This is a genomic window from Prauserella shujinwangii (genome assembly GCF_003001955.1).
Lineage (GTDB): Bacteria > Actinomycetota > Actinomycetes > Mycobacteriales > Pseudonocardiaceae > Qaidamihabitans > Qaidamihabitans shujinwangii.
Genome location: NZ_PVNH01000006.1, coordinates 34,506 through 58,831 on the forward strand (window position 1 = coordinate 34,506; position 24,326 = coordinate 58,831).

The 24,326-nt window shown below is 72.1% G+C and carries 25 protein-coding genes; 9 read left to right on the plus strand and 16 right to left on the minus strand.

Features of this window, described 5'->3' with window-relative positions:
- Nucleotides 1-18 precede the first annotated feature (18 nt).
- From B0I33_RS15470 to B0I33_RS15490, 5 genes are all read right to left on the minus strand, one after another.
- Nucleotides 19-648 carry a response regulator gene (locus B0I33_RS15470; protein WP_106179491.1) on the minus strand — a complete coding sequence of 210 codons (630 nt, stop codon included), beginning with the start codon at nt 646-648 and terminating at the stop codon, nt 19-21.
- Nucleotides 645-1,928 carry a sensor histidine kinase gene (locus B0I33_RS15475; RefSeq protein WP_106179492.1) on the minus strand — a complete coding sequence of 428 codons (1,284 nt, stop codon included), beginning with the start codon at nt 1,926-1,928 and terminating at the stop codon, nt 645-647. The genes B0I33_RS15470 and B0I33_RS15475 overlap by 4 nt, the downstream gene beginning before the upstream one ends.
- 3 nt (nt 1,929-1,931) lie before the next feature.
- Nucleotides 1,932-2,666, minus strand: coding sequence for an ABC transporter permease (locus B0I33_RS15480; RefSeq protein ID WP_106179493.1), 735 nt, complete (start codon nt 2,664-2,666; stop codon nt 1,932-1,934).
- Nucleotides 2,667-2,676: 10 nt separating this feature from the next.
- On the minus strand, nt 2,677-3,585 hold the full coding sequence (locus B0I33_RS15485) for an ABC transporter ATP-binding protein (protein ID WP_106179494.1): 909 nt from the start codon (nt 3,583-3,585) through the stop codon (nt 2,677-2,679).
- A 196-nt stretch (nt 3,586-3,781) separates the two neighbouring features.
- Nucleotides 3,782-4,246, minus strand: a complete 465-nt coding sequence (locus tag B0I33_RS15490; RefSeq protein ID WP_106179495.1) for a hypothetical protein — start codon at nt 4,244-4,246, stop codon at nt 3,782-3,784.
- Between the two features lie 200 nt (nt 4,247-4,446).
- Between B0I33_RS15490 and B0I33_RS15495 the strand changes: the two genes are divergently transcribed.
- Entirely contained in the window at nt 4,447-4,773 is a 327-nt protein-coding gene (locus B0I33_RS15495) for a hypothetical protein (protein ID WP_106179496.1), read from the plus strand.
- Nucleotides 4,774-4,812: 39 nt separating this feature from the next.
- Here the strand turns inward: B0I33_RS15495 and B0I33_RS15500 are convergent, their stop codons facing one another.
- The 3 genes from B0I33_RS15500 to B0I33_RS15510 all read right to left on the minus strand — a co-directional run bounded on the left by B0I33_RS15500 (nt 4,813) and on the right by B0I33_RS15510 (nt 7,057).
- Nucleotides 4,813-5,607, minus strand: coding sequence for an alpha/beta fold hydrolase (locus tag B0I33_RS15500; RefSeq protein WP_219927195.1), 795 nt, complete (start codon nt 5,605-5,607; stop codon nt 4,813-4,815).
- Nucleotides 5,604-5,996 carry a VOC family protein gene (locus tag B0I33_RS15505; protein ID WP_106179498.1) on the minus strand — a complete coding sequence of 131 codons (393 nt, stop codon included), beginning with the start codon at nt 5,994-5,996 and terminating at the stop codon, nt 5,604-5,606. The genes B0I33_RS15500 and B0I33_RS15505 overlap by 4 nt, the downstream gene beginning before the upstream one ends.
- Before the next feature lie 101 nt (nt 5,997-6,097).
- The gene (locus B0I33_RS15510; RefSeq protein ID WP_181193311.1) at nt 6,098-7,057 is read right to left on the minus strand and encodes an AraC-like ligand-binding domain-containing protein; all 960 of its coding nucleotides are present in this window, start codon (nt 7,055-7,057) and stop codon (nt 6,098-6,100) included.
- Nucleotides 7,058-7,300: 243 nt separating this feature from the next.
- Between B0I33_RS15510 and B0I33_RS15515 the strand changes: the two genes are divergently transcribed.
- Nucleotides 7,301-8,203 carry a bile acid:sodium symporter family protein gene (locus B0I33_RS15515; protein ID WP_106179500.1) on the plus strand — a complete coding sequence of 301 codons (903 nt, stop codon included), beginning with the start codon at nt 7,301-7,303 and terminating at the stop codon, nt 8,201-8,203.
- A gap of 284 nt (nt 8,204-8,487) precedes the next feature.
- Here B0I33_RS15515 and B0I33_RS15520 read toward each other — a convergent pair whose 3' ends face one another.
- The 5 genes from B0I33_RS15520 to B0I33_RS15545 all read right to left on the minus strand — a co-directional run bounded on the left by B0I33_RS15520 (nt 8,488) and on the right by B0I33_RS15545 (nt 13,047).
- Entirely contained in the window at nt 8,488-9,399 is a 912-nt protein-coding gene (locus B0I33_RS15520; RefSeq protein WP_106179501.1) for a sterol desaturase family protein, read from the minus strand.
- 55 nt (nt 9,400-9,454) lie between these two features.
- A complete protein-coding gene (locus tag B0I33_RS15525; protein ID WP_106179502.1) occupies nt 9,455-10,216 on the minus strand; it encodes an AraC family transcriptional regulator in 762 nt (253 codons plus the stop codon).
- A 516-nt stretch (nt 10,217-10,732) separates the two neighbouring features.
- Nucleotides 10,733-10,855, minus strand: a complete 123-nt coding sequence (gene ykgO, locus B0I33_RS15535) for a type B 50S ribosomal protein L36 (protein WP_106179503.1) — start codon at nt 10,853-10,855, stop codon at nt 10,733-10,735.
- A gap of 256 nt (nt 10,856-11,111) precedes the next feature.
- On the minus strand, nt 11,112-12,401 hold the full coding sequence (locus B0I33_RS15540) for an erythromycin esterase family protein (protein WP_106179504.1): 1,290 nt from the start codon (nt 12,399-12,401) through the stop codon (nt 11,112-11,114).
- Between the two features lie 4 nt (nt 12,402-12,405).
- Entirely contained in the window at nt 12,406-13,047 is a 642-nt protein-coding gene (locus tag B0I33_RS15545) for a PadR family transcriptional regulator (protein WP_245900719.1), read from the minus strand.
- A gap of 93 nt (nt 13,048-13,140) precedes the next feature.
- On the opposite strand from B0I33_RS15545, the gene B0I33_RS15550 reads away from it, so the two are divergent.
- From B0I33_RS15550 to B0I33_RS15565, 4 genes are all read left to right on the plus strand, one after another.
- Nucleotides 13,141-13,821, plus strand: coding sequence for a DUF4386 family protein (locus B0I33_RS15550; RefSeq protein ID WP_106179505.1), 681 nt, complete (start codon nt 13,141-13,143; stop codon nt 13,819-13,821).
- A gap of 74 nt (nt 13,822-13,895) precedes the next feature.
- A complete protein-coding gene (locus B0I33_RS15555) occupies nt 13,896-16,622 on the plus strand; it encodes a helix-turn-helix transcriptional regulator (protein ID WP_106179506.1) in 2,727 nt (908 codons plus the stop codon).
- 121 nt (nt 16,623-16,743) lie between these two features.
- The gene (locus B0I33_RS15560) at nt 16,744-17,493 is read left to right on the plus strand and encodes an SDR family NAD(P)-dependent oxidoreductase (RefSeq protein WP_106179507.1); all 750 of its coding nucleotides are present in this window, start codon (nt 16,744-16,746) and stop codon (nt 17,491-17,493) included.
- 743 nt (nt 17,494-18,236) lie between these two features.
- Nucleotides 18,237-18,854: a CPBP family glutamic-type intramembrane protease gene (locus B0I33_RS15565; RefSeq protein WP_106179508.1), complete on the plus strand. Its 618-nt coding sequence runs from the start codon at nt 18,237-18,239 to the stop codon at nt 18,852-18,854.
- 175 nt (nt 18,855-19,029) lie between these two features.
- Here the strand turns inward: B0I33_RS15565 and B0I33_RS15570 are convergent, their stop codons facing one another.
- Both B0I33_RS15570 and B0I33_RS15575 read right to left on the minus strand, forming a co-directional pair.
- Complete coding sequence (locus B0I33_RS15570) at nt 19,030-20,157, minus strand: muconate/chloromuconate family cycloisomerase (RefSeq protein WP_106179509.1); 1,128 nt, start codon at nt 20,155-20,157, stop codon at nt 19,030-19,032.
- The gene (locus B0I33_RS15575) at nt 20,150-20,959 is read right to left on the minus strand and encodes a dioxygenase family protein (protein ID WP_181193312.1); all 810 of its coding nucleotides are present in this window, start codon (nt 20,957-20,959) and stop codon (nt 20,150-20,152) included. The genes B0I33_RS15570 and B0I33_RS15575 overlap by 8 nt, the downstream gene beginning before the upstream one ends.
- Nucleotides 20,960-21,062: 103 nt before the next feature.
- Between B0I33_RS15575 and B0I33_RS15580 the strand changes: the two genes are divergently transcribed.
- Together B0I33_RS15580 and B0I33_RS15585 are read left to right on the plus strand one after the other, a co-directional pair.
- Nucleotides 21,063-21,848, plus strand: a complete 786-nt coding sequence (locus B0I33_RS15580; protein ID WP_245900721.1) for an IclR family transcriptional regulator domain-containing protein — start codon at nt 21,063-21,065, stop codon at nt 21,846-21,848.
- Nucleotides 21,845-22,852 (plus strand): cyclase family protein, encoded by a 1,008-nt coding sequence (locus B0I33_RS15585; RefSeq protein ID WP_106179512.1) that lies wholly within the window; start codon nt 21,845-21,847, stop codon nt 22,850-22,852. The genes B0I33_RS15580 and B0I33_RS15585 overlap by 4 nt, the downstream gene beginning before the upstream one ends.
- Nucleotides 22,853-22,870: 18 nt before the next feature.
- Here the strand turns inward: B0I33_RS15585 and B0I33_RS15590 are convergent, their stop codons facing one another.
- Nucleotides 22,871-23,482 carry a TetR/AcrR family transcriptional regulator gene (locus tag B0I33_RS15590; RefSeq protein WP_106179513.1) on the minus strand — a complete coding sequence of 204 codons (612 nt, stop codon included), beginning with the start codon at nt 23,480-23,482 and terminating at the stop codon, nt 22,871-22,873.
- Between the two features lie 159 nt (nt 23,483-23,641).
- Between B0I33_RS15590 and wrbA the strand changes: the two genes are divergently transcribed.
- Entirely contained in the window at nt 23,642-24,247 is a 606-nt protein-coding gene (gene wrbA / locus B0I33_RS15595) for an NAD(P)H:quinone oxidoreductase (protein ID WP_106179514.1), read from the plus strand.
- Nucleotides 24,248-24,326 lie beyond the last annotated feature (79 nt).

Here is a 24,326-nt window from a genome sequence, read left to right on the forward strand (position 1 = left end):
AGCACCCGGCCTGCCCCCTCAGTGCCGGGGTGTGAGGTAGCCGAGGGAGAACGCGGCGGCCACGGCGGCTGCCCGGTCGTTGACGCCGAGCTTCGCGTACGCGTGCAGCAGGTGCGTCTTGACCGTCGCCTCGCTGATGAACAACTGCTTCGCCGCCTCCCGGTTCGTCGAGCCTTGGGCGATCAGCTCCAGGACCTCCAGCTCACGCTGGGACAGCGGCTCCGCGGCAGGCCCGCGCATCCGCCCCATGATCCGGGTGGCGACGGCGGGAGCGAGCACCGCCTGCCCGCGCGCGGCCGCTTCCACCGCGCGGAACAGCTCCTCCCTCGGCGCGTCCTTCAACAGGTAGCCGGTGGCACCGGCCTCGATGGCCGGCAGCACGTCGCTGTCCGTGTCGTAGGTGGTGAGCACCAGGACCCGCGCGGGCACACCGCGCTTCGTCAGCTCCTTGATGGCGGTGACCCCGTCGGTTCCCGGCATCCGGAGATCCATGAGGATCACGTCGGGCCGGTACCGCTCCCCCGCGGCGATGGCCTCCGCCCCGTCGCCCGCCTCGCCGAGCACCTCGAACCGAGGGTCGGCGGTGAACATGCCCCGCAAGCCGTCGCGGACCACCGGGTGGTCGTCGACGATCAACAGCGAGATCACGCCGCACCTCCCGCGGGGATGGCCGGAACGGTCGCGCAGATCGCCGTGCCGCCGCCCGGTTCCGACTCGATGTCCAGCCGCCCCGCGAAGCGCTGCACCCGCTGCCGCATGCCCGCGAGCCCGAAGCCGCCGCTCGTGGCATCGCGGGCACGCTGGGCGTCCGGATCGAAGCCCGTCCCGTCGTCCCGCACGTCGAGGGTCACCAGATCCTCCATGTACGACAGGGTCAGGCCCACCCGACCCGCGCGGGCGTGCTTGGCCACGTTGGCGAGCGCCTCCTGCGCGGTCCGCAGCAGCGTCACCTCGATCTCGGCGTGCATCGGCCGGGCGTCCCCGGTGATGGTCAGCACCGCGTCGATGTCGTTCACCTCCGACCAGCGCCGGGCCACCTCACTGATCGCGTCGGGCAGCCTCGCCTCGGCGAGCGCCATCGGCTCCACCGCGTGGACCGTCCGGCGGGCCTCGGTGAGGCTCTCCCGCGCCAGTTTCCTCGCGTTCGTCACGTACCGGCGCGACATCGACGGCGTGTCCAGCGTCTGCTCGGCGGCCTGGAGCTGGGTGAGGATGCCGGCCAGGCCCTGGGCGAGCGTGTCGTGGATCTCCCGCGCCATCCGTTCCCGCTCGTCCAGCACCCCGGCCTCCCTGGCCTGGACCAGCAGCTGGGCGTGCAGGCCCGCGTTCTCCTCGAGCGCGGCCGCCAGCTTGACGTTGGCCTCGTGCAGCTCGGCGAGTGCCTGCTTCTGCTTGGCGTTGCGCCGGTCGGCCATCTCGGCGAAGTAGAAGAACGCCGCGGCCAGCACCGTGGTGATCACACCCAGGACCGGCCAGCCCCACCACAGGCCCTCCGCCTCGATGTTGGTCCAGCCGCCCAGGTACGACACCGCCGCGACCATCGCCGTCGCGGCGACGCCGACGTACCGCCAGCCGCCCCTCAGGTACTGCAGCGCCTGCGGATAGCCGACGAAAGCGAAGAAGCCGTACCAGGGCGCGAGCCCGACCAGGCCGAGGGCCAATGCGAGGAGCCCCGCGTAGTACAGCCCCATCAGCGGGCCGTTCTGGTGCCAGTCCGGGTGGAGCGTGTGGAACCAGAGCAGCCAGAGCGTGGCCGCGATCGTGAGCCCGAACACCGCCGGGTAGGGCACCGGCTCGTCCCAGAGCGGCTGCAGCAGCGTGATGAAGGTACTGATCGCGAGGAGGAAGTAGGGGAGGACCTGGAAGACCCTGGTCTCCCGCTGCTCCCAGCGGTGGAACTCCGTACGCAGCTCGGCCTCGACGCTCACGTCCTACCCCCAGCGGAAGTACCGCGCGGCCAGTCCGCCGGCCACGATCGCCCACCCCAGCATGACGGCCAGGTGCAGCAGTTGCGGCCCGTGCCCGGCGGTGGCGTCCTGCAATGATTGCACGCCGGCGCCCAGCGGGGTGAAGTCGCTGATCGTCCGCAGCAGGTCGTTCATGGTGGCGCGGGGCACCCAGAGGCCGGCGAAGAACGCGAGCGGGAAGAACAGCAGGGTCCCGATCGCGCTGGCGCTCCTGCCGGTCGGCGCGAGCGACGCGACGAGCAGGCCGATCGCGAACATCGACACCGCCACCAGCACGTAGGCCACCAGGTAGGCGGGCAGTTGCCGGGGCAGGCTCACGTCGAACGCCAGCCTGCCGATGGCGAGCACGACCAGCATCGTCGCCACGGACATGACCGTGGACATCACCAGCTGCGCGCCGAGCAGGACACGCGGCTTCACCGGGGTGGTCCGCATCCGCCGCAGCACGCCCTTGTCCCGGTAGGTGGCCAGCAGCTGGGACAGGCTGGTGAGCGCGAACAGGGCGACGCTCATCACGATGATGATCGGCACGTACAGGCCGATCATCCGTATCCCGTTCTCGTCGGGTTCCCGGAACGCCGGGACCAGCCCCAGGATGACCAGCAGGATCGGGGGGAACGCGAGCGTGAAGAACACGATCGTCGGCTCGCGGAAGAACAGCCTGGTTTCGGTGGCGGTGAGCCGGGCCAGTGCGGACACGATGTACTCCTCAGGTGTCGAGGGGGCGGCCGGTGAGTGCGACGAACGCGTCGTCCAGCGAGGTCTGCTCGACTCGCAGGCCGGCCGCGACGACCTGGTGGCGGGCGAGCACGGTGGTCACGGCGAGCAGCAGGTCTCCGGTACCGGTCACGACGAGCTGGCTGCCGGCCCGCTCGACGGAGGTGACCTCGGGCAACGCGGTCAGCACGGCGTGGTCCAGCGGCGCGGACGGCCGGAACCGGACCCGCTGCCGGTCGTCGACCCTCGCGACCAGGCCGGCCGGGGAATCGAGCGCGACGAGCCTGCCGGAGTCGATCACGGCCAGCCGGTCGCAGAGCCGTTCCGCCTCCTCCATGAAATGGGTGACCAGCACGATCGTCACGCCCCGGTCGCGAATTCCCTCGATGAGGTCCCACGTGTCGCGGCGCGCCTGCGGGTCGAGGCCGGTGGTGAGCTCGTCGAGCACGGCCACCCTCGGGTTGCCGATGAGTGCGAGCGCGATCGACAGCCGCTGCTGCTGCCCGCCGGACAACCGCCGGAACTGCGTGCCGAGTGTGCCGGTGAGGTTCAGCCTGTCGACCAGCTCCCGCCAGTCGGCACGGTCGCGGTAGAAGGAGCTGTACAACTCCATCGCCTCACGCACCGTGAGCCGGTCGGGCAGCTCGCTCTCCTGGAGCTGCGCACCGAGCAGGTGCCGCAGCTCCCCGGTGTCGCGCTGCGGGTCGATGCCGCAGACGCGGACGGCACCCCCGTCCGGGGTGCGCAACCCCTCGACGCATTCGACGGTCGTGGTCTTTCCCGCCCCGTTGGGCCCCAGAATGCCGAAGATCTCGCCTTCTTCCACGGCGAAACTCACCCCGCTCAGCGCGGTGTGGTCGCCGTAGCGCTTGACGAGGTCGTCCACCTCGATGATCGCCATACGCCGAGCCTGCCGTCCGGCGCCGCGCACCGCACCGGCCACGCGGCCGGAGCTGGTGCGGAACGCGGTGGACCCGCCCCTCCACCATCCGGTGGATGCGGGGCCGTACCCGCGCCCTTTCCGCGGTGCGCGGGTAGCGGTTCCCGGCGACCGCGCCGTCCGAGGTGGATGGTCGCTCCGTCCGGCGACGACGGTGTCAGGTGCGGCGTGCACGCGCTCGCCGAGAGCGCGCGTCAGGTGGCGGGGCGTTGCGCCCGCCGGCCGCTTCCGGGTGAGCGCCGGTCAGGCCGGCGGCGGCGAGCAGGACGAGCGCTCCCGGGAGCAGGAACACGCCGATCCCGAGACCGAACACGACGGCAAGGCCGACGAGCAGGAGTCCACAGGCCCACGTCGTGGGCACGGCGGCCCGGCGGCCTGCGACCAGCAGGGGCGTCGCGGCCAGGGCGACGGACACGGCCGGGACCAGCACGGTGAGGAGCGCGGGATTGTCGCCGTCCAGCAGACGTGGCAACGACAGCCCGGCACCGGCGAGAACGAGCAGCAGCGCGGCCCAGCGGAGCGCGGCGGCGACCGTGCCGACACCGCGGACCGCGCCTCGCTTGACGAGCACCCGGGCCACCACCGCGAGAACGAGGACCGTCAGCACGATCAGGGCTGCCACTGCCACCTCCTTGTGACGGTCGCGTCCGGCCGACTGTAGCAACAGCGTGCACGCGGCCGGGCGGATCCGCACACCGGCGTGCTGCCCCGGTGCGTCGACCGGGGCCGCGCGGGTGGCGTGGCACCGCCCTTCTCCGGTGGGCCGCGCCCGATAGGGTCGGACCCGAGGACGAGCGTGGCAGTGATGCGGAGACGACCTCCATGGGCAGGGTGACCTCGGCCCTTCGCGGCAGACCGTGGGCGACCGCGGCGGCCTTGTCCGCGTGGTGCGCGGCGGCCATCCTGATCGCACTGGTCCGGCCCGAGACGTCGCTGCTCGTGGTCCCACCCGCACTGGCGGCCACGGCTCCCGTCGCCGCGCCATCGCGGCATTACCGGCTCGCCGTCGTCGTGGCGGCCACGCTCCTGGCCTCGTGGGCCGTCCTCGGAATCAGCCTGCTCGGACCGTACTTCCTCCCCAGCGCGATGCTGCTGGGTCTCGGCTACGCCCGGCTGCGAGCCGACCGAGCCGACCACCCGGGCCCGTGACACGACGCCGGGAACGGCGGGAGCGACCGCGATACCCGGTCACGCGGTGACGAAGAACTCGAGCAGCTCGGGAGCCAGCACCTCGGCGGCCACCGCGTGCGTCTGGCCCGCGAGCACGCGGTGCCGCGCGTGCGGCACGCCGTCGGCGACCGCCCGGCAGGCAGCCGCCAGCCAGCCGGGACTGCGGTCGCCCGCCATGACCAGGGTCGGCTGCGTCACCGTGGCGAGCAGCGCGGTCGGCAGCGCGTTGGCGGGGCCGAGGACGGCGGCCTCGTAGGCGAGGGTGTGGGCGACGGCCTCCGCCTGCGCCCACGTGGGCTCCGCCCGCATCGCCGCCACGACTTGCGGGGGCACCTCGGCGGCCTCCACCAGGAACAGTTCCACGGCGTCGCCCCTGCGGTCGCCCGCCACCAGCGTCTCCAGCCGCTCCGCGAAGTCGCCCGGAAGCGACGGCGCGCCCTCGTCGACGTGGTACGGCGGCTCCCACAGCGCCAGCTTCGTGATCGCGGGCAGCCGGGCCGCGGCCGTCAGTGCCAGTGCCGCTCCCGAGGAACCGCCGAACACCATCGCCGAGCCGCCTGCCGCGGCGATGACCGCGGCGAGGTCCTCGATCTCGCGCTCCACCGCGTACGGCGCGGTGTCGCCGCTGCCGCCACGGCCGCGCCGGTCGTAGTTGCAGACCGTGAACCAGGGCGCGAGCGCGTCCGCCACGGTCCGCAGGATCGGGTGGGCCCGGTCGGTGAAGGCGCCGTGCACCAGCACGACGGCGGGACCGGTGCCGGCACGGTCGTACGCGATGACCGTGCCGTCCGCGGACGTCACCTGACCGGTCACGGCTGTTCCGGCGGCAGCAGGCACAGCACCGACCACTGGTGGCCGTCGAGGTCGGCGAAACCGCGCTGGTACCGGCCCTGCGCCCGCGTCGGCTCGCCGATCTCGGTGGCGCCCGCCGCCACCGCCTTGCCGGTGAGCTCGTCGACCTGGGCGGGGTCGTCCATGCCCAGCACGAGGATCACCTGGGTGCTCTTCGCCGGATCGGCGACCGCCGTTCTCGCGTAGCCGGCGAAGGTGGGCTCGGCCAGGAGCATCACCTGCGTCTGCTCGCTGATCACGACGGAGGCCATGTCGTCGGCCATGCCGAAGAACTCGAAGCCGAGGTCGGCGAAGAACGTCTTCGCCCGGTCCAGGTCCTTCACCGGCAGGTTGACGAACAGTGCGGGCATCGGAGTGCTCCTTCCGGGGAGTGTCGCTACCCCACGAAGCCTGCCGATCCGGCCGGGTGCCGGCTTGGCTTCGCGCGCCGGGTGATTGACCTTCCGTGCCGTCAGCCGAGCGCGGCGCGGCGGTACTCGAGCGGCGAGACGCCGTACGTGCGGCGGAACACCCTGCTGAAGTGGGCCGGATCGGGGAATCCCCACCGTGCGCCGACGGCGCCGACCGGTGTGGTGCCCGCGACGGGGTCGCCCAGCTCGCGCCTGCACCGTTCGAGCCGCCGGTGCCGGATCCACGCGGCCGCCGTCGTGTTCTCCGGCTCGAAGAGCCGGTGCAGCTGCCGCAGCGAGACGTGGTGCGCGGCGGCGAGCGTCGAGGGGGTCAGCGCGGGATCGCCCAGGTGCTGCTCGATGAAGGAGTGGATCCGCAGCAGCAGGGTCCGCTCGCGGGAATCCTCCGGGACGAGGTCGAGCCGCTCCGCCCGCTCGGCGATCGTGGTGGTGATCAGGTCCGTCACCACGGTCGACAGCCGGGCGGCGCTGGCCGGCCGGTAACCGTCGAGGTCGGCGGTGACGCGGCGCAGCACCGGGGCCGTGAGCGCGCCCGTCCCCTCGTCGGAGGTGACGGGCACCGCGGTGAGCCTGGCGACCGTGCCCGCGGGAACCGCGAGCGACGCGCGCGGGACACTGAACACGGCGAGGTGCACGGGCGCGTTGTAGCACAGCTCGTAGGGCCTGCCGAAGTCGTAGATCACGAACTGGCCCTGCCGCAGCCGCGCGGACCGGCCGTCCTGGGCGACGAGCAGGCTGCCGGACATGGCCAGCACCACCCGGTAGAGCTCCGGGCTGTCCCGGCGGATGAGCCCGCGGGTGCGGTGCACGCTGTGCGGCGTCGAGGTGCGCACCCGGCCGACGCCGAGGGGACCCAGCGCCCCCGCGTCGATCCGGCCGTGGAGCGGAGCGTCGCGATCGATCCGCAGGTCCAGCGGGCCGAGCGTGTCGCAGACGATGCTCCGCCACGCGTCGTGCCGCCGCGCCGCGGGCACCTCCCGGGTGCGTATCAGGACCGCCATGGCCCACCCTTCCATCCCGGCGCCTCGTGTGTGCGGGACGTCCTGGGCACCAGGTTTATCACTCGCGGGGCCGGATGCGGGCGATCGGCGGAGGCGGCCTGGCCGGCTGCCGCCATCGCCGAGTCGACGAGATCGGACGGTGACCGGCGCGGGCTACCCGAAAAGGACAGCCGTGCGCGAGAATCGTCCTCGACGGGCCTGCCCTGTGCGCGGCGTGGGCCGACGTGATCGAAGGAGCTCAGGGTGGAGCAGAACGCGCTGGTCGAGGTCGGTCTGCCGGTCGCCTTGTTCCTCATCATGATCGGCATCGGGTTGACGCTCACGACGAAGGACTTCGCCCGGGAGACCAGGGACCCGCGCGGCATCGTCGTCGGGACGCTCGGCCAAATCGTGCTGATGCCCGCACTGGCCTTCCTGATCGCGTACCTGCTGTCCCTGCCCGCCGCCATCGCCGTCGGCCTCGTCATCATCGCCGCGTGCCCCGGCGGCACGACGTCGAATCTCGTCACGTACCTGGCCCGGGGCAACGTCGCGCTGTCCATCGTGCTGACCGTGCTGGCCAGCCTGATCACGATCGTCACCCTGCCGATCGCGGCCAACCTCGCGCTGCGGTGGCAACCCGCCGCCTCGGGCGTCAGCATCGAGGTGCCCGTGTTGCGGACCATCGCCCTGCTGGTCGTCATCGTGCTGATCCCGGTGGCGATCGGCATGGTGATCCGCGCCAGGTGGCCGCAGCGTGCCGCCGCACTCGAGCGGGCGGTGTCCCTGTTCGGCGGCGTGGTGCTGGCCGTCCTCATCGTGGCGATCGCGATCTCGCTCGGCAGTGACATCTGGACCTACCTCCGGCAGGCGGGCCTCGCCGCCATCCTGCTCAACCTCGGCGGACTCGGCCTCGGCTACGGGATCGTGCGACTCGCCCGCCTGTCGTTCCGGAGCCGCCTCGCGGGCGCGATCGAACTCGGCATCAAGAACGCCACCCTCGGCATCCTCATCGCCGTCAACGTGATCGGATCCGAGGCCCTGGCGGTGCCCTCGGCCGTGTACGGCGTGCTGATGTATCTCTCCGCTGTCGGCGTCGTGGCCTACGGCCGCCGGAGGAGTCTCCGGGCGCCCACCGCGGGCAAGCCGGTTCCCGAATCGCCGTAGGCGGCGCCGGGCAACCGCCGGCCGGTGACGCCCACGCCACCGGCTCGCCTCCGCACCGGAGTGCGGACACGGTGCGGCCGTCCTCCCCGGTAGCGCGGCCGGTACCTCCTGGTGCGCCCCGGCACGCGCCGTGGCCGGTGCGGCCGGGCGGCGGGGTCCGCGACGAAGCCGTCCCGGCGGCCCGGGCCCGTTCCGTCCGCCACGTCCAGGCTCTCCGGGCCCGCGAACCGGTGCGCGACCTCGCTCACCTGCTCCCGCAACCGGCCCGCCCGGCTCCCGGCAGGTCAGCGTGACGCTGGATCGGGCATCCGCTTCGCCGCGACTTCCGGGCGTGGTTCGTCGGCTGTGCAGGCACCGCGGCGCCGGAACGGCTCGGCGAGCTGGGCGAGGTACCCGCCCGGGTAGTGGGGTTTGGCGGCCATGCCGAGGTCGTCGCTGGTGAAACGGCGTTCGGGGTCGTAGGAGTAGGTACCGAGCAGGTGGTCCCAGACCAGGGTGAACAGTCCGAAGTTGACGTCACCGACGCCCGACCATTTCAGATGGTGGAACCGATGGGCCTGGTTGAGTGCGAGCACGGAGCGCAGCGGTCCGACTCGGTAGTCCGCATTGGAATGCTGGAGAAGGAGCTGGACGGCGACGCAGAGGGCGAGGGCGTAGGCCACGCTGGTCGGCAGGCCGAGCAGGACCAGGGGTGCGACTCCCGCGGCGGTTTCCAGGGTCTGGTGCAGCGGGTGTTTCATCAGGCCGTTGAAGCCGTAGGCGCGTTTGACGCTGTGGTGCACCGCGTGCAGTCGCCAGAGCGCGGGGATCCGGTGGCTGGCCAGGTGGACCAGGGTGATGCCGAGGTCGGCCACCAGCACCGCGGCGAGCACCTGGAGCACGAACGGCCAGTCATGCGGCCAGACGCCGTCGATCGAGGCCACGGCGGTGAGCACGGGCAGCGCGGCGACGCTGCCGAGCGTCAGGGTTTCGTTGACCACGGCGTGGACGGCGTCACGGCGGTCGTCGTCGTGTGGAATGTTCCAGTCCGCGCGGTAGGGCAGGACGCGTTCGGCGACGAACGAGGCCGCGATGGCGAGGGACAACAGGCCGAGCAACCACAACTTGGAGCTGCCGGAGGCAGCGACGGCGATACCGGCGCCGTTGACGGCCAGCAGCATGAACGGCACATAGCCGTACCGGACGAGTGTGCGCATGCGCCCGAGTCTGCGGGCCGGGCAGCCGTCACGGCTTGAACAGACTCGCTGACGTTCAGGGCATCGCTTCGCGCCAGTCCACCCCGCGAGCCAGGAGTGAAGGGGGCAGACCGAACATCTCGTGGCAGACGCGGGTGAGGTGCGCGCTGTCGGCGAACCCGGCGGCGTGGGCCGCCTCCGTGAGCGTCGCGCCGAGCCGGGCGTGGTCGATCGCGTGCCGCAGGCGCACCCACCGGACGTAGGCGCGGAACGGCAGGCCGAGTTCGTCACGGAACAGGTGCCCGAGCCTGCTGGCCGAGATCCCGGCCGCCACCGCGACCTGTCCCAGCTGGACGGTGCGGTCGAGCATGGTCGGCAGCACGGCGACCGCGTGGCGCAGGGCGGGGTGCAACGGCCGCTCGCGGAGCCGGCCACCCTCGGCGAGGGTGGCCAGCACCTGGTCGATCATCGCGCTCGGGGTTTCGTCGGCCAGGACGCCGTTGTCCAGCAGCGGCCGCGCCGCGGCGACCCACGCGGCGACGGAGCCCAGCGGCTGCCGCGTGCGCCGCACCCGTGCGGTCAAGGCCTGGCCGAGCAGGCAGTGGGCGTCGATCCACACCATCAGCCCAGCCGAGCCGCTGATCACCTCGTGTGCCGCGCCGGACGGAATGACCGCCGCGCGGCTCTGCCCTTCGGCGCCGGACTCGTCGCGCAGCAGCACCGGCTCGGCGGTGGCGAGCACCAGCTGCACCGCGGCATGCCGGTGCTGATGCGCGACGCCCAGCCGGCCGGCGTAGGTCATCCTGCCGGGCCGGAGTGTCACGGTTCCCTGCCACATCGTCAACTCCCCCGCGCGTGCGCGGTCTCCACCGCGTTCCTCACCATCGCCCAACCGCGATCACATCACACCTGACTGATGTCACCGCCAGGTGGCGACGAAGAGCACGGACGGACACCTGGGGTCGAGCGCGACGGCGTTCGACCCGGCGGTGGAACTGGGGATGACGCGGTCCACGGTGTCGGCACACGTGGGCTGCCCGCGCGCTGGTGGTGGGGCGCCCGCAGGGACGGCAGGTGCTCCACAGCCTCGCCCGCCCGGAGCTGACGGTCTGCTGGCGTCGGCGGAAACGCTGCTGGCCGCGACCGGCAACGCGGCCGCGCTGTGCCCGTACCACGGCACCGACGCCCCGGCCGGCACGGCCCCTGCGGTCGGTGCGGTCGGACGCAGCACGAACGCTCGATGAGCGACGCGTCCGGGCCGCGAACCGGCTCCGGTACCGACGGTCACCAGGGACGCCCGCACCGCCAGCTCGCCCCCCGCCGCACGCCGGTCCGGCACCCGGACCGGCTCGAGTCAGCCTTGGCGCGCCTTGAATCGCGGATCACGTTTGTTGATCACGAACACCGTGCCGTGCCGCCGGACCACCTGCGCACCCGGCTTCCGCTTCAGCGAACGCAGCGACTTGCGGACCTTCATCGGGCTCCTTCCCGTGGCGTGACACCACCCTACCTTAACGATAATCGTTTTCACTAGCGGACCGGCTGAGGTGAGCACGGGCACACCCGGCCTGGACCGCGCGCGAGCGGCTGCGCACCTGCTGCCGTTCGGGTCCGAGGTGGCCGAGGACGCGCATCGCGACCACCGTGCTGTTCGCCGGACGACCACGGCGGCCCGCACCCGGTCGCGCCCGTGCCGAACACCGTCATGACGGCAGCGAATCGCGTCAGGACGGTCAGCGCAGACGGGTTTCGACTCGTGGGGTCACGGTGGGCACGCACAGCACACCGTCGAAGGCCGTGGGCACCGGCACGTCGAGTTCCGCGCTCTGGGTGCGGATCCGCTCGAGCACCACCGCGCCGTCGCGGGTCCGCAGCGGGCGCAGATCGGTCAGGCTCACCCCGGCACCGAGACCGGCGTCGAGGACCGCGCGTTCGACGCTGCCCGCGCTCGGCGGCGCGACACCGGTCTCGGTGACAGCGAAACCGGCGGGCTCGGTGTCGTCGGGATACATCTCGGGGACGCTGCCCGCGGTGTGGGTCAGTGCCAGTGCCCGGTACTCCTCGCCGAGAAGGTGATCCAGGTAGTGACCGAGGGGCAGGGCCGTCAGGTGCCCGTCGAAGCGGACCGGTTCCCGCTGAATGTGGTTGTTGTGGGCGACCACCACGACACGGGCATCCGGTTCGGCACGGTCGAGATGCCACCGCAGCGACTCAGCCATGAACCGGTCGCGGGCCGAGGTGTCGCCCGGCAGTCCGGCGCCAGTGAACAGGTCGTGCATCGCGCCGACCATGTAGTCGCCGTGCACGGCCGCGTCGAGATGCTGTGCGGCGAGATCGTAGCGTTGCCGGTCACTGCGCCGGATGTAGAGCGGCTCGAGCGCCCGGAAGCGGATCGCCAACCGGGCCAGCGACGCGGTCAGCGTGGCCCGCTCGGCGGGGTCCAGCCGCGCCCAGCGCGGGGCGGCCGCGGCGACCGACGGTCCCGCGATGCGATCGCCGAGGGCGAGCGCCCGGTCCACCACCGGCCGCAGGTCGGGGTCGACCTCGTCGAGGTAGCGTGCCACCGGCTCCAGCGCGGGCCGCAGCGCCCCTCCCGCCTCCGGGGTGTCGATCCCGACCAGTCGCAGTGGTGCGCCGCTGGTGGCGTTGTGCCCGCGCAGCCAGCGGGCCAGGTCGCCGGTGAGCCCCGAGTTCGCCGTCCCGGCGAAACGGGCCAGTGCCGCGGGGTCACCGTCGCCGCGCAGCCAGCGGTCGAGCGCGAACGCCTCGGCGAAACCGAACTCGAAGGCCAGCACGCGGAAACCGCAACGCTCGGCGAGGAACCGGATGATCCGCTGCCGCAGGTGGCCGAACTCCGCGACGAAATGGGCACCTTCGCCGACCGCGACCACGCGGGCCCCCGCGGCCAGCTCCCGCAGCGGCTCCAGGTCGTCGAGAGCTCCTTCGGGGTCCATCGTGGTCAGTTGGTGGGCGTGCGCGCGGAACCAGGCCGCCGCGGCATCGCCCGCGGAAGACGCGGTCATGGAATCAGCTCTCCTTCCGGTGGACGGACGAGCCGGGCCTGCCGGGCTCGTCCCACCCGAACGAACGCAGCCGCTCGGTGTCCCAGGTCAGGGTTCCCCGGCGAAGCTCGCCGACGATGCCGCGAACCCAGCGCAGTTCAGCGTCCACCATCGCGCTCCGGTACTCGTCCTCGAGAAGAAAGACCCGCGGCAGATCCGGCGGCCGCTGCGACAGCTCCGCCAGCGACCGTTCCAGTTCCGCCGCTCGGTGTTCCAGCCATTGCCGCACCTCGTCGGGACCGAACAGCGCGGCGAACGACAACCCGGCGGGCAGCTCCGGGAACTCCCGGGCAGGGCGGGACAGAATCTCCCGCATCCACCGGTGCAGCGTCGTCCGCCCCGCGCCGGTGATGCGGAACACGGTGCGTTCCGGCCGGTTGCCCTCCCTGGTGGTCTCCTGCACCGCGATCTGTCCGTCGCGGCGCAGCCGCTCCACGGTCTGGTTGACGCTGTTGCGGCTGGCGACGTTGACGACGGTGTCCTTGCCGCGCTCCCGGATCAGCCGCTGCATCAAATACGGATGCATCGGCCGCTCCGCCAGCAGGGCCAGCACGACGAGCGCGAGCCCGGACCGACGGGGAGCGGGCCCTGCGACCTCGGAGTCCACCGTCGAAGGCTATCCGACGAATATGAATAGACATAGTATGACTATAACTGTCATCCTGTGCCCCGCACACCCACGGCCCGGAAGGCGGAGACGATGACGACCGACGCACACCTCCCACGACGCTCACCCGACGCGGCCTCCCTGCGCGCGGCCGCCGGGTGCGCGATCGCGGGCACCCTCGGCTACCTCCTGGTGACCGTGCTGCACGGGGATCCCCCGATCGACGACCCGCGAGCCCTGCTCCAGTACGTCGCCGCGCGACCGTGGTGGCAGGTCGCGCACCTGGTGAACATCCTCGCCGTGCTGGCCTGGATGGCCGTCGCCGTGCTCCTCACCGGCACCGCACGCGGAGGCACCCGCGCGGTCGGCCGCGTCACGCAAGCCGTCTTCATCGCGACGAGCGCCGTTTTCGCGGTCTACTTCGGACTGCACGCGCACGCGTTCGAACCGTTGGCCCAACGCCTGGCCGAGAGCCCGCCCGCGGCCGACGGCCAGGTGCTCAGCCAGACCCAGGCCGTGCTCGCCGTGCTGGGGAGCGCCGCGTTCACCGGGCAAGCCCTGCTGGGCCTTTCCCTGCTGCTGCTCGGGGTGACCGTGCTCGGTCACGACCGGCTCCCCTCCTGGCTGGGCTGGATCGGGATCGGAGCCGGCGCGGGCTGGCTGACGGGTGCGGTCCTGCTCGAGTTCGCCGTCATCGTGCCGTTCACGGTCGCCGGGTGGCTCTGGATGCTCATGCTGGGAACCGCGTTGTGGCGCGGCGCGAGGCGCACGTGAACCGGCCAGGCCGATCACCTCGTTCCTCGCCGGCGCACACGCCGCCCCGGGACACCGGCACCAGTGCTGGACGCATGCTCGTGGGGCGGCACGACGAGCGTGCCCGCATCGACCGCCTGCTCGCCGGCGCGCGCGAAGGACACGGCGGCGCGCTGGTCGTCGCAGGCGAGGCAGGCATCGGAAAGTCGGCACTGCTCCGGCACGCGCGCGAGTCCGCGCACGGCATGCTGGTGCTGCCCGGGATGGGCATCGAGTCGGAGGCCGAGCTGCCTTTCGGGGTGTTGCACCAGGTGCTGCTGCCGTACCTCGACCGGCTCGACGCCCTGCCCGAACCGCAGGCCGCGGCGCTGAAGACCGCCGTCGGGTTGGCCGGGGCGCCCGAGGTGAGCCGGTTCCTGGTCGGGGCGGGCACGCTGACCCTGCTGGCGGAGCTGGCCACCGAGCGGCCCGTGCTGTGCCTGGTCGACGACGCGCAATGGCTGGACCAGGGCTCGTTGGACGCTCTGCTATTCGCCGCGCGGCGACTGCGGGCCGACCCGGTCGCGATCGTGTTCGCCGTGCGCGACACCGCCGTCGCGGTCCCGGCGCCCGGGATCGCGACGCTCCGGCTGACCGGGCTTTCGCGTGCGGCGTCGGCCGCCGTGCTGGAGGCGCATTCCCCGGGTCTGCGCGCCCCGGCACGGGATCGGGTGCTGGACGACGCACGCGGCAATCCGCTGGCCATCATCGAGTGGGGCGCCGCGCAACGGCTCGGCCGTTCCGACCCCGCCGACCACATCGCGCCCCTTCCGGTCACCGGCCGGGTGCAGGAGACCTTCCGCGCCCAGATCGCCGCGCTCCCCGCGGCGACCCGCCTCCTGCTGCTGTCGGCCGCGGCCGACAGCGCCGAGGACCTCGACCTGGTGCTCCGCGTCGGACGGCGATTCGCCGCGGCCGTGTCGGACCTCGCCCCGGCCGAGCGGGCGGACCTGATCACCGTCCGCACCGACCGATTGATTTTCCGGCATCCGCTGATTCGGTCGGCCGCGTACCGCAGCGCGCCACATCATCAGCGGCTCGCCGTACACCAGGCGCTCGCCGAGGAACTGGCGGGCGCGGGGGAAGCCGATCGCCGCGCGTGGCACCTGGCGGCCGCCACCACCGGTCCGGACGAGAAGGTCGCCGCCGAACTGGAACAGGCCGCCCTGCGTGCCCGGCATCGCGGAGACGCGATGGCCGTGTCCGCCGCGTTCGACCGCGCGGGCAGGCTGAGCACGGACAACGAACGCAAGGCCCGGCGGCTCGGCGAAGCGGCGAACGCCGCCTACGACGCGGGCAAGCCGGACCGCGCCGTCCGGCTCGCCGCCGAGGTGGCGCTCCGCACCGACGACCCCGGTGTCCTGGCCGGCTCGCTCCACCTGCGGGCGCAGGTGGAGTACGAACGCACTTCTCCGGCGGCGGATGCCGCCCTGGCACTCCAGGCGGCCGAACTGGTGCTGGACCACGATCCCGGACGGGCCGCGCTCATCCTCACCGAGGCGGTCGTGGCCGCGCGGCACGCGGGCGCGCACGACCTGGTGCGGCAGGGTGTGCGGCACCTGCGGGACCTGCGCCTGCCCGCCGGCTCCGATCTGGAGCGCGCGGCGCACGCGCAGGCCGGGTGGAGCGCGCTGTTCGACGGCGCCCCCCACCGCGCCGCGGACGCGATGGCGCCCTTCGTGCGCGCCGCGCGGGACCGCCGTTCGCACTACATACTGCGGATCGTCGCCGGTTTCAGCGGGCTGATGCTCGCCGACGACGACGCGGCGATCGCGGTCACAACGTCCCTGCTCGCCGAGGCGAGGGCGGCTGGAGCATTGCTGTGGGTTCCGTACTCGCTGGAGATTCTCGGGCTGGCACAACTGCTCCGGGGCGGGTTCGTCGATGCGGAGACGCACGTGGCGGAGGGCGTGTCGATGGCCGAGGAGCTGGGAATGGACACCCAGCTGGCCGTGCTGAAGGCCATCGCGGTGTGGCTGGCCGCCGTGCGCGGCGACGAATCCGGATGCCACGCACTCGCCGACGAGGTACTGCCGCGGCTGACCACGCGCCACCCGGTCAACGCCGCCCTGGCCCGCTGGGGTGTGGGCATGCTCGACCTGTCGGCGGGCCGGTGCGGCGACGCGCTGCGCACGCTCACGGAGGTGTGCTCGGGCGCGGCGAGCCGTGACGTCCTCGTCCGCGCCGTTCCCGACCTGGTGGAGGCGGCGGTGCGGCTCGGGGAGACCGGTCTCGCGCGCGAGCGGCTCACCGAGTTCGGCCGCTGGGCGGAGCACGTGGCCACGCCGGTCGCCCGCGGGCTGCTCCTTCGCTGCCGGGCCCTGCTGGCGGACGCCGACGGCGCCGAGGACTCCTTCGTGGACGCACTGCGGATCCAGCACGAGCGCGCGGGTCCCTTCGACGCTGCCCGGACCCGGTTGCTGTACGGGGAATGGCTGCGGCGCCGGCGTAGACGAGCCGACGCCCACACCCATCTCACAGCCACCCTCGCGACGTTCGAGCGGCTCGGCGCACCAGGCTGGGCCGCGCGCGCCCGCGCCGAGCTGGCCGCACTCGGCGAGCGGCCCGTCGCCCGGCCCGGGGCGGCCGACCCGCTGCAGCGGCTGACGCCTCAGGAGGTCCAGGTGGTGCGGCTCGCCGCCGCCGGCTACAGCAACAAGCAGATCGGGTCCCAGCTCTTCCTCAGCCCGCGCACCGTCGGCCATCACCTGTACAAGGCCTACCCCAAGCTCGGCGTCAGCAAGCGCATCGAGCTGGCGCAGCTGGACCTCGATCGCGCGTGAGTGAACGACTTATCCGGTCAGGCTCCGGGACCTCGGACGCCCGTCGCCCGACCGATGCGACGACGGCGCGCCGCTGCCTAGCGTCTCCAGCGACATCGATTCCCGACCGGGAGGTACCGACATGTTGCTCGAGGACAAGACCGCCGTCGTCTACGGAGCGGGCGGAAGCATCGGAAGCGCGCTGGCCAGGGGCTTCGCGAAGGAAGGCGCGCGGTGCTTCCTCGTCGGCCGCACGCCGGGCAAGCTCGATGCCCTCGCCGAGGAGATCCGCGCGGCGGGTGGCCAGGCCGAGACCGCCGTGCTGGACGCCCTCGACGAGGCGGCGGTCGACGACCACGCCGATACCGTGGCCGCCCGCGCCGGAAGCCTCGACATCTCCGTCAACGTCATCACCCAGGACGCCGTCTTCACCCCGCTCATCGACATGCCCGTGGCCGACTTCGGGCGGGCCATCGAGAAGGCGGCCACCTCCCAGCTGGTGACCACGAAGGCGGCCGCCCGGCACATGGTGAAGCAGGAATCGGGCGTGATCCTGTTCTTCGGCGGAGCCGACTACCACCGAGGACAACCCGGGCTCGGCACCGTCCAGGTCGGCATGGACACGGTCGAGGCGATGCGCAGGCAGTGGGCGTGCGAACTCGGCGCCCACGGCGTCCGGGTCGTCACGCTGCTCACCGGCGGGATCCCGGAGACCTTCCCCAGCATTCCCGAGGTCGAGCCGCAGAAGCACGCGATCGTCGATGCCACCCTGCTCAGACGAGCGGCCACCCTGGACGACGTGGGCCACGTGGCCGCCTTCGTCGCCTCCGACCGGGCGCGCACGCTGACCTCCACCCAGGTCAACATCTCCTGCGGCGCCCACGGCGACTGAGCACCGTCCGAGGTGGTGCCGCGGCGGAGACGGCGCGGCACCACCTCGGCGGCCGGGCGGTCCACCCGTGCACCGAGACCCGGCCGCCCTATCCGTGCGCACCGGCCGGTAGGTCACCCGGGCCGACGGGTGTGAGCTGGCCATGGCGGCCCCTCTGCTGGGGCAGCAGGGAGCCTGAGAGAGCAGCCCACCGCACACATGCCGGTCGGTGCGCTGGGGCAGAGCCCGCGCACTCAGGCGACGATCCGCGCTGAGCTCCAGCCTGGCCCGCACCGCAGCCCGCGGTGTCGCCCGCACCGGCAGCTCAGCGTGCCGCCGCCGCCCGCGGTCATGCGGGTCGTGACGGCGCCGCGAGCAGGCCGGCGGTGGCCTGGATGCCCTAATCGGCGGGCTCACGCGGTCCTTTCGACGACAGCGCCGCCCGCATCGCGTGGCGCGAGATTCCCAGCACCCGAGCGATCGTCTTGCTCGCCATTTCCTTCGGCCCGTGCGCACGCCGGACCTCAGCCAATCTTCCCCAGCTGGCCCCTCCGCCCCCGCCCCCGGCTCGAGCCACGGGCAGCCGGCGAGGGGCCAGAATTCAGATCCCACGCCGCGTTCGGTCCTCCCGTGCTCCTCGACACGACGAAAGCCCATGACCGCGACCGTCCGGCTCGAACGGTGAAGATCACAAATGCGCGGAGTACTGAGGGCCGAACCGGATGGGTACCCGACGTGTGGGCCCCCGGAGAAAGGACGCGTCAATGTCGAACCTCGTCGACTGCTCCACGAGATCCGTTTCCGTTACCCGGTGGATCCTGCTGTCGGTGTGCGTTGGCCTGTCCGCGGTCATCGCGTGGTGGTATTTCACGTCGCCGGAGACATTCTTCACCGAGGTACTCGGTTTCGGGACCGTAGCCGAGGTGTCGATATGGGCGTGGTTGCTCATGGTCGCGGTGGCGGTGACGTACACGGTCTACACGGTCAAATCCGTGGCCTTCGTCGACCGGCACAAGGGGGAACTCTCCACGCTCAAGATCATCGGAGTGTGGGCCGCGGTGGTCAGCGGCGTCGTGGAGGAGGTCGTCTTCCGCGCCAAGCTCATGGACTGGGCGATGTCCGCCGGTTTCGCCCCGGTCACCCAGGTGGTGATCTCGGCGGTCGTGTTCGGCGCCGCCCACGCCGCGTGGATCGTGTTCCGCGGCGAACTCACCGTGGTCCTTCCCGTGGTGATCGCGACAACGCTTCTTGGCGCGATGCTCGCGGTCGTCTACCTCGTCGCCGGCCGCAACATCCTGCCGCCGATCATCGCGCACACGGTCATCAATCTCGTCATCGAGCCGTGGCTGATCCTGGCCGCGGTCGCGGGAAAGTTCCGGTGAGCACCGTCAGTCGGCGGCGCGCGCACCGGCACGAAGGCGGCGCAGGGCGAGTTCGGCATAGCAGCGGGCGCCGTCGGCGAGGACGTTGTCGCCGTACCTGGCATCGCGCACCTCGACCCATGGTCCCCAGGTGCCGTCGCCGCCGCTCGCCCGGCGCGGGGAATCCGGCCAGCGATCATCGACGTCGGTACTTCTCCACCTTGTCCCCGTCGACGGTGATACCGAAGCCGGGCCCCGTGGTCAGCAACAGATCGCCGGCCGCGTAGGTCACGGGCTCGGTGGCGATGTCGTCGGCGAGCAGCAGTGGGCCGAACAGCTCGGTGCCGCAGCGCACCGCCGCGGTGGCGCAGAACAGGTGAGCCGACGCGGCGGTGCCGAGGGACGTCTCGATCGCGGTGCCGCCGTAACAGCCGACGCCCGCCGCGTCCGCGATGGAGGCGATGCGCTGGACCGCGGCGAGGCCGCCGCTCTTGCCGATCTTCACGGCCAGCAGGTCCACGGCGTGGCCGGCCACCAGGCGCAGCGCGTCGGCCGCGGTACGCAGGGACTCGTCCGCCATGATCGCCAGGCCCGACCGTTCCCGCAGGCGGGCGAGACCGGCGACGCTCGCCGCCGGAAGCGGCTGCTCCACCAGCTGGACACCGGCGTCGTCGAGCACCGGCAGCCACCGGCGCGCCGCGTACTCGTCCCACGCGCCGTTCAGATCGACCGCCAGCGGAGCCGCACCGTCGAGCGCCTCGGCGATCGCGACCACCCTGGACACGTCCGCTTCGGGCGGTATGGCACCCATCTTGAGCTTGAAGGAACGGTGACGGCCTTCGGCAACAAGCCGCCGCACCTCGTCGACCACGATCTCGGCGGGCTCGCTGCCCACCGCCCACGTGACCGGCACACGGTCCCGGTGCGGTCCGCCCAGCAGCTGGTGCACCGGCACACCGAGGGTTCGGCCCGCGGCGTCCCACACCGCCATCTCCACTCCTGCCCGCGCGAACGGCGCGCCCGCGGCCAGCCGCTCCAGCCGCCGGGCGACCGCCTCCGGCTGGAGCACGTCCTGCCCGACGACGGCCGGCGCGAGGTGCCGGTCGATCAGCGCGGCCATGCCTTCCACGGACTCGCCGCCCCACCAGGGCCCACCGGGAACGACTCCCTCTCCCCAGCCGGCGACGCCGTCCTCGGTCACCACCCGGATCAGCAGGACGCCCTGGGTGCGCATGGTCGTGACGGCGAACCTGTGCGGGCGCAGCAGCGGAAGATCCAGCAGGGTGACCTCGACCGCCGTGATCCGGGACGGCACCTCAGGCACGGGTCATCGCCGCGTCCGCGGCGAACGCGAAGTCGTACCGTGCGTCCACAAAGGGCTCTTTCAGGTCGTGCCGTGCGGTCCGCGCCGGATCGTCCACGACGTGGACGTCCATGACCAGCTCGCGCCGGACGGCGTTGGCCACGTCGCTGTCGAGGTACTCGCCGCCGGGGAAGTACAGCTGGGACGTGCGCTCACCGAAGCGGGGATGCCGGAGCTTGACGTGCAGGTGGGCAGGCCGGAAGTAGTGCCGGCCCAGTGCGTCGAGCACCCTGCCGGTGGGGCCGTCCTTGGGGATCTCGTACGGCGGCGGCGCGATGGTCCGGACCTCGAACCGGCCGTGGCCGTCACAACGGAACCGCCCGCGCAGGTTCCACTCCGGAATCCCCGGGTGGATCTGCGAGTACTGGCCGTTCGCGTCGGCATGCCAGAGATCGAGCTCCACCCCGGCAAGCGGCTCACCGGTCTCGGTGGTGACCGTTCCGTGGAAGACCAACGGCATGCCCGGTTCCTCCGGCCGTTGCGGAAGGACGTACGGCGGGCCGTCGAGCCAGGGCGCTCCCGGCAGGTAGAAGGGCCCTTCGATGGCCTCGACGCTGCCGGGGCGGCCGTGGTTGTCCGTGTCGGTCGCCGCGGCCTCGAGGAAGACGTCGAACAACAGGCTGCCCTCGCCTGCCTGCACCTCGGCGACCAGCACGTCGGTCGCCGAGCGGTACTCGGCGTGGGTGACGCGGTGCGTGCGGATGAACTCGACGAGCGTGCGCTCGAGGTCCTCGACGAGGGTGCGGACACGATCGTTCGTCATCGAACTGGCCCCTTCACTAGGCGGTCGCATTGCGACCGTTTGAAACGCAATGCGAGCACATGCCAGAATGTGTCGCCGAGACCGCCGATGTCAAGGAGGACTGGTGGACCAGGAGCGGCGCGACCACCTGCAGACCTTGGAGCGCGGGCTGGACGTCATCGCCGCCTTCTCCGGCCGCGGGCCGCTGCTGACCCTGAGCGAGATCGCGAACGTCACCGGTCTGTCCAAGCCGATCGTGCGGCGCGTCATGCTGACCCTGGAACGGCTCGGCTACGCCCGCGCGACCGCGAGCCGGTTCGCGCTCACCCCGAAGGTGCTGGCGCTCGGTTACGCGTACCTGTCGTCGGTACGGCTCACCGACGTGGCACGCCCCTTGATGGAGGAGCTCACCGACCAGCTCGGCGTGGGCACGTCGCTGGCCGCACTCGACGGCCCCGACGTGGTCTACGTCGACCGCGTCCAGCGCGGCCGGGTCACCAGCATCAACCTCGCCGTCGGCACCCGGCTGCCCGCCCACGCCACGTCGATGGGTCATGTCCTGCTGGCCTACGCGGCACCGTCGGACGTCGAGGCGGTACTCGCGACGAGCTCGCTCGAGGCGTTGACCGAGTGGACGATCACGGACCCGGCCGCACTGCGCGCGCGGCTGGCCCTGGTACGCGAGCGCGGCTGGGACGCCGTGGACCAGGAGCTGGAGCTCGGGCGCCGGTCCGCCGCGGCGCCGATCTTCGACAGCGAGGGGCGTGTCATCGCGGCCCTCGCGCTCTCCTGCGGCACCCTGCAATGCCCCATGGAACGCCTGACCGGTGAGATTCTCCCGCCCCTCCGGGAGACCGCACGGACGATCAGCAAGCAGCTCGGAGCGGGCGTGCGCGAGGAGCGACGATGACCGCGCTGGCGGATCTGCCGGACTACGCGGCCCTGCGCCGACGCACCGACGCGCCGCCCGGCTCCAGCTGGGGCCTCTTCGGGGCCGGTGATCAGGCGGGAACGCTCAACTTCCTCGCACTCAACGACCTGCCCGGCGCCGCGCGCGAGGTGCGCGAGGGCACCGCGTTCTCCCTGGACCTGCCGTCGACCGCGATCAGCCCCTCCCTCGCCCCGACACGTCGCCCGATCGAGCACCACGTTTTCCAGCGCACCCCGTTCCACCGTGACGAGTGGCTCGACAGCTTCTACCCTCAGTACGGTTCCCAGCTCGACGGGCTCCGGCATATCGGCCACCCCGAGCACGGCTTCTACAACGGCGCGGACGCGCGCCGGTTCGTGCCCGGCGACGAGCTGCTGAGCATCCACCACCTCGCGGATCTCCCCATCGCCGGGCGCGCGGTCCTGCTCGACGTCGATCGCCACCTCCGGGCCCGGGGCAGACCGATCGACGCCCGTTCCAGCCGCGCGATCACCGCCCGGGAACTCGAGGACACCCGCGCGGCGCAGGGCACCCAGGTGCGCCCCGGAGACATCGTGCTCATCCGGTTCGGCTGGCTGCGCTGGTACCTCCACGAGGCGGACCCGCACGTTCGTGAGAGCCTGCGAACCGTGCAGCGCCATCCCGGGCTCGCGCAGTCACACGACGTCCTGGCGTGGCTGTGGGATCACCGCGTGAGTCTTGTCGCCGGAGACAACTTCGCGCTCGAGTGCTGGCCCGCCGCACCAAGCAGCCCGTTCTTCACCCGTGCCGAGCGGGACGAGGGAGCACGCGACCCGCACTCCGGCATCATGCACCGCGCGCTCATCGGCCTGCTCGGCATGCCCCTCGGCGAGCTCTGGCACCTCGACCCCCTTGCCGACGCGTGCGCCGCCGACGAGCGCTGGTCGTTCCTGCTCACCGTCTCCCCGCTGAGCATCGTCGGCGGCGTCGGCTCCCCCGCGAACGCGATGGCCCTCCGCTGAGCGGGAGCGCGGCGCTGGTCAGCTGTCCACGGTGATGACCCGCAACGTGGCCGCCAGCCTCTCGTGCATCTTCTTCAGCGGCCACCTCCGGATGCCGTGCAACCGCTCGACGATCTCCGGCGAGGCCAGCGCCCACACCATGTCGACGGCCTGGTCGACACTCCAGCCCTCCGCCAGCCTTCCCTCGTCCGCCAGCCACCGGACCAGCCGGCGCACGTTCGCCCGCTGGTTGCTGATCGCGAACTTCCGGTGCCGCGCGGCGTCGGGGTCGGCTCCCTCGATCCGCGCCACCTCCCGGTCGACGCGGAGCACCTTCGGCGTGTAGTACGCGATGTGCCGAGCCCACTGGTCCAGGGCGGCGAGCGAGTCCGGGGCGGCCCAGACCCTCGCCAGCGACTCCGCGAGCCCCTCCTGCTCACCGACGTAGTCGTACAACGCCATGACGAGCTCCGTGCGGGTGTCGAAGTGCAGGTACACCGCCCGCCGGGTCACCGCGGCTCGATCCCCGACCGCCGCCATCGTCAGCGCGTCGAACCCCTTCTCCTCGAGCAGCTCTCGTGCCGCCTTCAGCAGTGCTGCCCTGGTGCGCCTGCTGCGCATGTTCGACGGTTCGGCAATCGACTTGACCATGATCGTTCCCTTGAGTGGATATTCACTTCGTGTGTACTATCTTAACTGCACGCGATATGAAGTTATTGTCCGGCGGCATTCGCGTGTCGCGGGCAGTGACCGGCTCTGCGGGCAGAGCCTACAAACCGGTGTACGCAACCCCAGGAGGGAGTCCCACGGATGACCCAGGCAGCCAATGTCGCGGTGATCTACTACAGCGCGACGGGCAACCTGCACCGCATGGCCGAGGCCGTCGCCGAAGGCGCGGAGAAGGCCGGAGCGGAGGTACGGGTACGCAAGGTGGCCGAGCTGGCGCCCCCCGAGGCCATCGCCAGCAACCCGGACTGGCAGGCCCACGTGGACAGCACCAAGGACGTCCAGATCGCCGAGCACGACGACCTGCTCTGGGCGGACGCCGTCATCTTCGGCACGCCGACCCGCTACGGCACGCCGTCGGCCCAGCTCAAGCAGTTCATCGACACCACAGGACCGCTGTGGAAGGAAGGCAAGCTGGCCAACAAGGTCTACAGCGTGTTCGTCTCCACCGGAACCCCGCACGGCGGCGTGGAGAGCACCGTGCTGTCCCTGTCGAACGTCTTCTACCACTGGGGCGGCATCATCGTCCCGCCGGGCTACACCGACCCGGTGCAGTTCGAGGCAGGCAACCCGTACGCGGCCTCGTACGTCGCGGGTGCGGGGCCGATCGGCGACACCCAGCTGAACGCGTCGCGCTACCAGGGCCGCCGCGCCACCGAGATCGCCACCGCGCTCCGGGCGGCAGGCTGAGCGCGCCGAAGGCGGCACGAGCCGGACGATGCTCGGCACCGGTGGACGGTGCCGAGCATCTTCTCGTCGGTCCGGGACC

Bases quoted from the DNA above. Each gene is read 5' to 3' on its own strand.
- B0I33_RS15525 (WP_106179502.1), bottom strand. From the start codon at position 10,216: ATGTGGCAGGGAACCGTGACACTCCGGCCCGGCAGGATGACCTACGCC.
- B0I33_RS15485 (WP_106179494.1), bottom strand. From the start codon at position 3,585: ATGGCGATCATCGAGGTGGACGACCTCGTCAAGCGCTACGGCGACCAC.
- B0I33_RS15575 (WP_181193312.1), bottom strand. From the start codon at position 20,959: ATGACGAACGATCGTGTCCGCACCCTCGTCGAGGACCTCGAGCGCACG.
- B0I33_RS15550 (WP_106179505.1), top strand. From the start codon at position 13,141: ATGACGACCGACGCACACCTCCCACGACGCTCACCCGACGCGGCCTCC.
- B0I33_RS15560 (WP_106179507.1), top strand. From the start codon at position 16,744: ATGTTGCTCGAGGACAAGACCGCCGTCGTCTACGGAGCGGGCGGAAGC.
- wrbA (WP_106179514.1), top strand. From the start codon at position 23,642: ATGACCCAGGCAGCCAATGTCGCGGTGATCTACTACAGCGCGACGGGC.
- B0I33_RS15555 (WP_106179506.1), top strand. From the start codon at position 13,896: ATGCTCGTGGGGCGGCACGACGAGCGTGCCCGCATCGACCGCCTGCTC.
- B0I33_RS15565 (WP_106179508.1), top strand. From the start codon at position 18,237: ATGTCGAACCTCGTCGACTGCTCCACGAGATCCGTTTCCGTTACCCGG.
- ykgO (WP_106179503.1), bottom strand. From the start codon at position 10,855: ATGAAGGTCCGCAAGTCGCTGCGTTCGCTGAAGCGGAAGCCGGGTGCG.
- B0I33_RS15520 (WP_106179501.1), bottom strand. From the start codon at position 9,399: ATGCGCACACTCGTCCGGTACGGCTATGTGCCGTTCATGCTGCTGGCC.
- B0I33_RS15585 (WP_106179512.1), top strand. From the start codon at position 21,845: ATGACCGCGCTGGCGGATCTGCCGGACTACGCGGCCCTGCGCCGACGC.
- B0I33_RS15540 (WP_106179504.1), bottom strand. From the start codon at position 12,401: ATGACCGCGTCTTCCGCGGGCGATGCCGCGGCGGCCTGGTTCCGCGCG.
- B0I33_RS15510 (WP_181193311.1), bottom strand. From the start codon at position 7,057: ATGGCGGTCCTGATACGCACCCGGGAGGTGCCCGCGGCGCGGCGGCAC.
- B0I33_RS15505 (WP_106179498.1), bottom strand. From the start codon at position 5,996: ATGCCCGCACTGTTCGTCAACCTGCCGGTGAAGGACCTGGACCGGGCG.
- B0I33_RS15590 (WP_106179513.1), bottom strand. From the start codon at position 23,482: ATGGTCAAGTCGATTGCCGAACCGTCGAACATGCGCAGCAGGCGCACC.
- B0I33_RS15495 (WP_106179496.1), top strand. From the start codon at position 4,447: ATGGGCAGGGTGACCTCGGCCCTTCGCGGCAGACCGTGGGCGACCGCG.